The sequence below is a fragment of the Pararhodospirillum oryzae genome (genome assembly GCF_007992075.1).
GTDB lineage: Bacteria > Pseudomonadota > Alphaproteobacteria > Rhodospirillales > Rhodospirillaceae > Pararhodospirillum > Pararhodospirillum oryzae.
Window position 1 is genome coordinate 1 of the sequence record NZ_BJZO01000137.1, and the last position, 6,580, is coordinate 6,580.

5 protein-coding genes and 1 pseudogene are annotated in these 6,580 nt (G+C 68.5%); 2 read left to right on the forward strand and 4 right to left on the reverse strand.

The genetic code is table 11. From position 1 onward, the window contains the following. Positions 1-779, forward strand: a 779-nt coding sequence (locus ROR02_RS17480; RefSeq protein ID WP_281291057.1) for a methyl-accepting chemotaxis protein, incomplete at its 5' end; no start/stop codon positions are given. Here the strand turns inward: ROR02_RS17480 and ROR02_RS15740 are convergent. The 4 genes from ROR02_RS15740 to phaC form a co-directional block, all read right to left on the reverse strand. After that, positions 754-2,220, reverse strand: coding sequence for a GGDEF domain-containing protein (locus ROR02_RS15740; RefSeq protein WP_147165001.1), 1,467 nt, complete (start codon positions 2,218-2,220; stop codon positions 754-756). The genes ROR02_RS17480 and ROR02_RS15740 overlap by 26 nt on opposite strands. A 197-nt stretch (positions 2,221-2,417) precedes the next feature. Further along, positions 2,418-2,921 carry a hypothetical protein gene (locus ROR02_RS15745; RefSeq protein WP_147165002.1) on the reverse strand — a complete coding sequence of 168 codons (504 nt, stop codon included), beginning with the start codon at positions 2,919-2,921 and terminating at the stop codon, positions 2,418-2,420. An 89-nt stretch (positions 2,922-3,010) separates the two neighbouring features. Continuing rightward, on the reverse strand, positions 3,011-3,427 hold the full coding sequence (locus ROR02_RS15750; RefSeq protein ID WP_147165003.1) for a hypothetical protein: 417 nt from the start codon (positions 3,425-3,427) through the stop codon (positions 3,011-3,013). Positions 3,428-3,530: 103 nt separating this feature from the next. Then, the gene (phaC, locus tag ROR02_RS15755; RefSeq protein ID WP_147165004.1) at positions 3,531-5,312 is read right to left on the reverse strand and encodes a class I poly(R)-hydroxyalkanoic acid synthase; all 1,782 of its coding nucleotides are present in this window, start codon (positions 5,310-5,312) and stop codon (positions 3,531-3,533) included. 333 nt (positions 5,313-5,645) lie between these two features. Here phaC and ROR02_RS15760 point away from each other — a divergent pair. Further along, positions 5,646-6,580 (forward strand): annotated as a pseudogene (locus ROR02_RS15760) (hypothetical protein); the annotation flags it as partial.

Sequence of the window (6,580 nt, forward strand, 5' to 3'; positions counted from 1 at the left end):
AAACCAACCTGCTGGCCCTGAACGCGACCATCGAGGCGGCCCGGGCCGGCGAGGCGGGCAAGGGGTTCGCCGTGGTCGCGGGCGAGGTCAAGCATCTGGCCAACCAGACCGCGAGCGCGACCGAGGAGATCTCCCAGCAGATTGCCCGGATCCAGAGCACCACCCAGGAAGCGGTGCGCGCGGTGAGCGAGATTACCCAGGCCATTGGCGCGGTCGAGGGCGTGGCCACCGCCATCGCCGCCGCGATCGAGGAGCAGGGCGCGGCAACCCAGGAAATCGCCCGCAACGTGGAACAGACCTCCAAGGCGGCCGGCGAGGTGGCGTCACGGATCGCCCGCGTTTCCGACGAGGCCCGGCAGACCAGCACCCTGGCCGGCGAGGTGGGCCGTGTGTCGGGTGACGTGGCCTCGGGGATCGACCGCCTGCGCCGCATCCTGGTGCGGGTGGTGCGCACCTCGACCAGCGCCGAGGATCGCCGCCAGAAGCCCCGCTACCATGTTGAACGTCCGGGGCGCCTCAGTGTCGGTGCCCGGGCGGCCGCGGTCACGATCCTGGACCTGTCGGAGGACGGCTTCACCGCCTCGGGCTTTGATCGGCCCGTGCCCCCGGATGGTCGGGTCGGCGTTTCCATTGAAGGCGTCCGGCGGACGCTGCCCGCCGTCATCACCGCGGTTGACAGGGGCATCGTGCACGCCCGCTTCGAGCTGGACGACGATACCCTGGCGGCCTGGAAAGCCGATTGCGCCCGCCTGGTCAGTGGCCTCGCCCCGCTGGGGTGAGTTTCCCCGTGAGCGGCGTCGTCGCCTTTTGTCCCTTCGGAGGGGAGGGGACGGCCACGGGAGAGGGCAGGGGCAAGCCGAGAACGGCCCGGTTTCGTCCTTGCTCCTTGGCGGCGTACAGGGCCTGATCGGCAGCGGATTTCAAGGTTTCGGGCGAAAGGTCGGCGTGGGGAACGGTGGCGGCAACCCCCAGGCTGATGGTCACCACCCCCAGCCCGGTCCCGGCTTCATGGCGCAGGCCCAGTTGCCGCACCGCCTCGCCCACGGCGTTGGCGACGTGCAAGGCGCCTTCGGGACCGGTGTCGGGGAGCACCAGCACGAATTCCTCGCCGCCATAGCGCGCGGCGAGGTCGGCGGGGCGGCGGATCGCTCCTTCCATCGCCCGGGCCACCTGGCGCAGGCACTCGTCGCCGGCCGGATGGCCATAGGCGTCGTTGTACTTCTTGAAGAAATCGACATCGATCATGACCAGGCCCAGGCTTTGGCCGGCTCGCTGGGCCCGGGCCCATTCGGCCGCCAGGCGTTCGTTGAACTGGCGCCGGTTGGCAAGGCGGGTCAGGTCATCCACGAAGGCCATGCGGCTCAGGCTTTCGTTCAGGTCGGTGACCCGCAAATACAGCCACGTCACTTCGTACAGGAAGACCAGCAGCACCGAGCTGGCGGCAACCATGCTGTTGACCCGGGCCACGTACCAGCCGAGCGAAAAGCGGGCCTGGGATTCCAAGGTGAGCGAGACATCAAGAAAGCTGGCCAGCAAGGCCAGGATCAGGCCGGCCCCGGCAAGGCTGCGCCCCCGGGTGACCAGGGCCACGGCAACGAGGGCCAGGGCATTGAGAAGGACGACCGCCTGGCCGGGCGCGGAATGGGCCAGCAGCGCGAAATTTCCCCCCTCGACCAGGGGGAGCAGGAGGTCGTGCCCCCGGGTGACCAGCATGATGGCTCCGGCCACCAGGGCCAGCACCAGGCCCAGGCCCCCGGCCATCCAGGTCCAGACAGACGCGCGCGAGCACAAGCGGGTGGGCGCGAAGCCCTGGATCAGGGCAAAGAGTAAAACCAGGAACGGGAAACCGCCATGCCACAGCACCCAAAGCCAGATCGCGCTTTGCGGCCCGGCTCCCAGGATTCCGGCGGAGGCCACCACGCCCGGAAATAAAAGCAGTTGTGGAATGACAATCAGGCCAGAGTATAAATAGGCTCCGGACAGGGCGAGAAGAGGCAAGAGTCGTGTAATACGAAATTGAGCCGCCAGCAGGTAGGCGGTCAGCAGATCCGTCAGAACAACGATGCCCCCATAGAAGGGAAGAAAGGCCGGAATCGGCTCCAGGGACGTGTTGGCTAAATGGTAGCTGAACCCGAAACAGACGAGCAGGAAGGCGGCGCACGTCAGAATGACAAGTCGTTGGCCTTTTGAAACGTCGTCGATTGCAAAACTGTACTTCATGCCCCCTCCGTGCCAATCCGGGTGGAACGAGGATTCCCCCAGTCGGCGTTTCGCGCGTCGCGTCACGCGCCACACCAGGGGACAGGCCGCCTGCCTGTCCCGTCGCCAGCAAGATCGGGGCAAGGCGCCCCTTTTTTCGATGCGATGGTGCTCCGGGGGCCCCCGCTCCCCGTTGGAAAGAACGCCGCCGCGTGCGGTTATCGTCCGAAATTGGTCGAGCGGACGAAGATTTCCCCTTCCTGGGCACCGGCGGGCACCAGGTAAAGCAAGCCACCCAGGTTGTTCTTGACCGCGAATTTCAGATACGTGACATCCTCGGGACGCAAGGTCAGGGCCCGGCTGCCCAGGCGCCGGGTTCCCCGCCAGGCCTCGACGAGGTGGGGACCCGGCTCCAGTTCCCAAACCAGGTACTGGTTGACCCGCAAGGGCACCGGGGTGCCGCCGTCCATGGTCACGGTTTCATCAATCAACGGCGTGCCGGGTTCCTGATACACATAGGCCAGGGCCATGCGGTCCCGGGGCATGCCGGACTGGGCCAGCCCGACCGCCTCGGTGCGCGAGCGGGTGGCGCTATCGGCGCCTTGGGCGGCGCCCACGCCCTCTTCGGCGCTCAGCGAACGGCCCTGGGGACCGCCACACGCGGCCAGGATCAGCAGCGCGCACGATACGGCGACGAGGGAAAACGGGCGGGTCAGGCGCATGAAGGGCGTCCTCCGCTGGGGCCACCGGGCGCGCCACGTCTGGCGGACTCTTTCACGGCGGGCCGGGGTGGAAAAAACATGCCCGCATCCTAGCGCGATTTGGTTGATAAATCCTCACCACCGGGGAGCGCGGGCGTTTCATCGGGCCAGACGGTGGGGTCGGGTCGGGCCAGGGGCGAGGCCGCCGCGCCGGTGGGCGGGGACCCGGCCCCGGTCTGGATGCGCTGGGCCAGGGCATCGCACGCCGTGCCCAACGCCCGGGCCGCCGTGGCGCCCTGGCGGGCGGCGGCCTGATGGGCGGAGGAGGAGCAGGTTTCCCGGTAGTGCTGCATCAGGGCCTCGCGCGACGCCTCGGGGCCGGGGGGCGTGGCCAGGGCCACCCCCGCGAGGCCTACGAGGCCTGCGAGGCCCGCGAGGCCCGCGAAGCCTGCCTGGCCTGCCTGGCCCGGCGTCAGGGCGCCGGCCGTGGAGAGAGCGAGGCGGGGGCGGGCCTGGGACCGCGTCATGGGGGACTCTCCTCGTTTTTTCTCTATGGCCGGGGCGGCAACGAAAGGGACGCGCCGTCCGGAAACCACAAAGGGCGGCGCGTCCGGGGAAGGCGTCGGGGGGTCAAAGACGCACGGCGACGTAGGTTCCGGGGGCGTCGGTGTCGCCTTGGGGCATGCGGGCCGGCACCTGCTCGCCGGCGTGGGGCTGGATCCAGGCGTTCCAGTCGGTCCACCACGATCCTTCGGAGCGCTGGGCGGAGTTCAGCCAGTCCTCGGGGGCGGGCGGAAGGGTGTCGTTGGTCCAAAAGCCGTACTTGTTGGCCACCGGCGGATTGACGATCCCCGCGATATGGCCCGACGCCGCCAGCACGAACCGCACCGGCCCCTTGTACAGACGGGTGCCCAGGTAGGTGGTGCGCCACGGCGCGATGTGATCCTCGCGGCAACTGATGAAGTAGGCCGGTGTTTCAACCAAGGACAGATCGATGGGCACGCCGGCCAGGGTAATGCCGTCGGGCTTGCGCACGATGTTTTCCAGGTACATGTGGCGCAGGTAAAAACCGTGCATGGCCGCCGGCATGCGGGTGCTGTCGGCGTTCCAGTACAGAAGATCGAAGGGGAAGGGGTCCTTGCCCAAAAGGTAGTTGTTGATGACGAACGACCAGATCAGATCATTCGACCGCAGGAGGTTGAACGTGCCCGCCATCTCGCTGCCGTCGAGATAGCCGTTTTTCTCCATCTGGCTTTCCAGGTATTCCAAGGTGGGTTCATCGATGAACACCCCCAGATCGCCCGGTTCCGAGAAATCCAGCATGGTGGTGAAATGGGTGGCGCTGGCAATGCGCCCGGCCTTGCCCTGGCGGGTCAGCCACGCGAGCAGGCAGCCGGTGAGGGTTCCCCCCAGGCAGTAGCCAATGATGTTGGCCTCGGGTTCGCCGGTGATTTCGGCCATGCGATCGAGCGCGGCCAGCGGGCCTTCCAGCATGTAGTCGGCGAAGCCCTTGTCGCGCAAGGAGGCGTCGGGGTTGACCCACGAAATCACGAAGACGGTATGGCCCTGGTCCACCGCCCACTTGATGAAGCTGTTCTTGGGGCGCAGGTCCAGAATGTAATACTTGTTGATCCAGGGCGGAACGATCAGCAACGGCCGCCGGTGCACGGTCTCGGTGGTGGGGGTGTACTGCAGCAGTTCCATCAAGGCGTTGCGCATCACCACCTTGCCCGGGGTGCTGGCCACGTTTTCCCCAACCTTGAAGGCGCTTTCATCGGTCATGGAAATGCGCAGCTGGCCCTTGCCCCGCTCCAGGTCGTGCAACAGGTTCTCAAGGCCGCGCACCAGGTTCTCGCCCCCGCTGTCCAGGGTTTCGCGCAGCACCTGGGGGTTGGTCAGCACGAAGTTGGACGGGGCCATGGCGTCGGTGATCTGGCGGGTGAAAAAGTCCACCTTGTCGGCCGTGTGGGGGTCAAGGCCATCGACGCCTTGCACCACGGATTGCATCCAGCGGGCCGTGACCAGATAAGATTGCTTGATAAAGTCGAAAATGGTGTGTTCCGTCCAGGCCTCGTCCTTGAAACGGCGGTCGCCGGCATCGGGCTGGACGACGGGCGTGGTTTCGGTGCCCAGCGCCCCGAGGGTGGCGTTTTGCCACAGCTTCATGTAATCGTTCCAAAGCCCCAGATTGGCATCCATGACCCGCAAGGGATCGGACGCCAGATGAGCGGCCAGATCATAAAAGGCACTGCCAAGATGCAGCGGATCCATCAGCCCCTGGGCCGGATGCGCCAGTTGATTGGCAAGCAAGGTGCCCATGACGGCTTGGCTTTTGTCCGCGAGTTCGGTAAAAGTTCGGCCGAAATCGGCGGGATCGATAAGTTTACTCTCGGAGCCTTGCTGTTCGGCCATGGTATCTCGGGTCCTTCGCTCGGATCGGTCGATCCGGGGGGGCTGGAGGGGGCACGGCTCCTCCGGTGCGACACGTCACGGCCCAGACGCCTGGAAGGGAGTGCAAGCAACGCCGTTCGCCCGGCCAGCCGCCGGAGCCTCAAGCCTATATCGTATCGCCCAAGGCCGTGTTAAGGGTCAAGGCGATGACAATGGTTGTCCGGGCGGGGATTTTTGTTCATACCCAAAACCGGAATGCCTACACTGGCGGGCCAGGGCACGCCACGAGACGAGGGACACGCGGAGATCATGGGGCAGGCGAGGCGGCAAGGCCAGGGAGCGACGACGCGAGGGGTGGCCGCGGGATTGATGCTGGGCGCCGCCTTGCTTTCGGGGTGCGCCGACGAGTCTCCGTCCGCGCTGCGCGCGGACACGGCCCCGGGTGATTATCCCGACGTGAACGCGGTTCCCGAGCAGGCGCCCCGTCCGCCCTCGGCCGCCGAACTGAAGAACATCGCCGAGGGCCTGGTGGCCGACCGCGAGGCCGCCCGTCATTTGCAAGACGGCTCCCGGCGCGCTCCCCAGGAAATCAGCGACCCCGACAGCCCGGTGAGTGCCCAGGCCATGGCGTCGTCCCCGGCGATCGCCTATCCGGTGGTGGCGCCGCCGCCCCAGCAGCCCGCGCGTCCGACTCCGACTCGGCCGGCGGCGACCGCCGCCGCCGCGCGCGCGCCCTTGCCGGCGACCCCCAGCGCGGCCGCCGTGATGGGCCACCCGGTCACGCCGCCGGTCGCGGCCGAGCCTTCCGTGGCCGCGCAGCCCACCCGCCTGTCGCCGGGGGGTGTTTCGTTGCGCGCCCAGCCCGCCGCGCCCGCGCCCGCCGTCGCGGCGCCTCCTCCGTCCAGCCCGGCCCCCGCGCCGGCCACCGCGTCCGAGGAAGGGCCCACCCGCCTGTCCGCCGGCGGAGCGCCCTTGCGGCTTTCGGCCGGGCCCCGGCTGGCGTCGGGCCCGTCGCCAGCTTCCCCGCAAACCCCTTCGTCCGCGCCGTCCCGGGAACCATCGCCCGAGTCCGCCCCGGCCCCGGCCCCGGCCACTCCGGCTTCGGCCGCCCCGGCCCCGACCGCTCCGGCCCCGGCCGCGACCGAGACTCCGGCGCAGCGTGGCGCGGCTCCGGCCTCCACGGTGGCGGGGGTGCCGCCGGAAACCCCGCCGCCGGCGCCGCCGCCCGAGGTGACGCCGCCCCCCGTGGTCGCGACCCCCGCGCCCGGCGCGGGCGTGCCCCGCGAAAG

Coding starts and splice junctions, on each gene's coding strand:
- ROR02_RS15750 (WP_147165003.1), bottom strand. CDS start 3,427: ATGACGCGGTCCCAGGCCCGCCCCCGCCTCGCTCTCTCCACGGCCGGC.
- phaC (WP_147165004.1), bottom strand. CDS start 5,312: ATGGCCGAACAGCAAGGCTCCGAGAGTAAACTTATCGATCCCGCCGAT.
- ROR02_RS15740 (WP_147165001.1), bottom strand. CDS start 2,220: ATGAAGTACAGTTTTGCAATCGACGACGTTTCAAAAGGCCAACGACTT.
- ROR02_RS15745 (WP_147165002.1), bottom strand. CDS start 2,921: ATGCGCCTGACCCGCCCGTTTTCCCTCGTCGCCGTATCGTGCGCGCTG.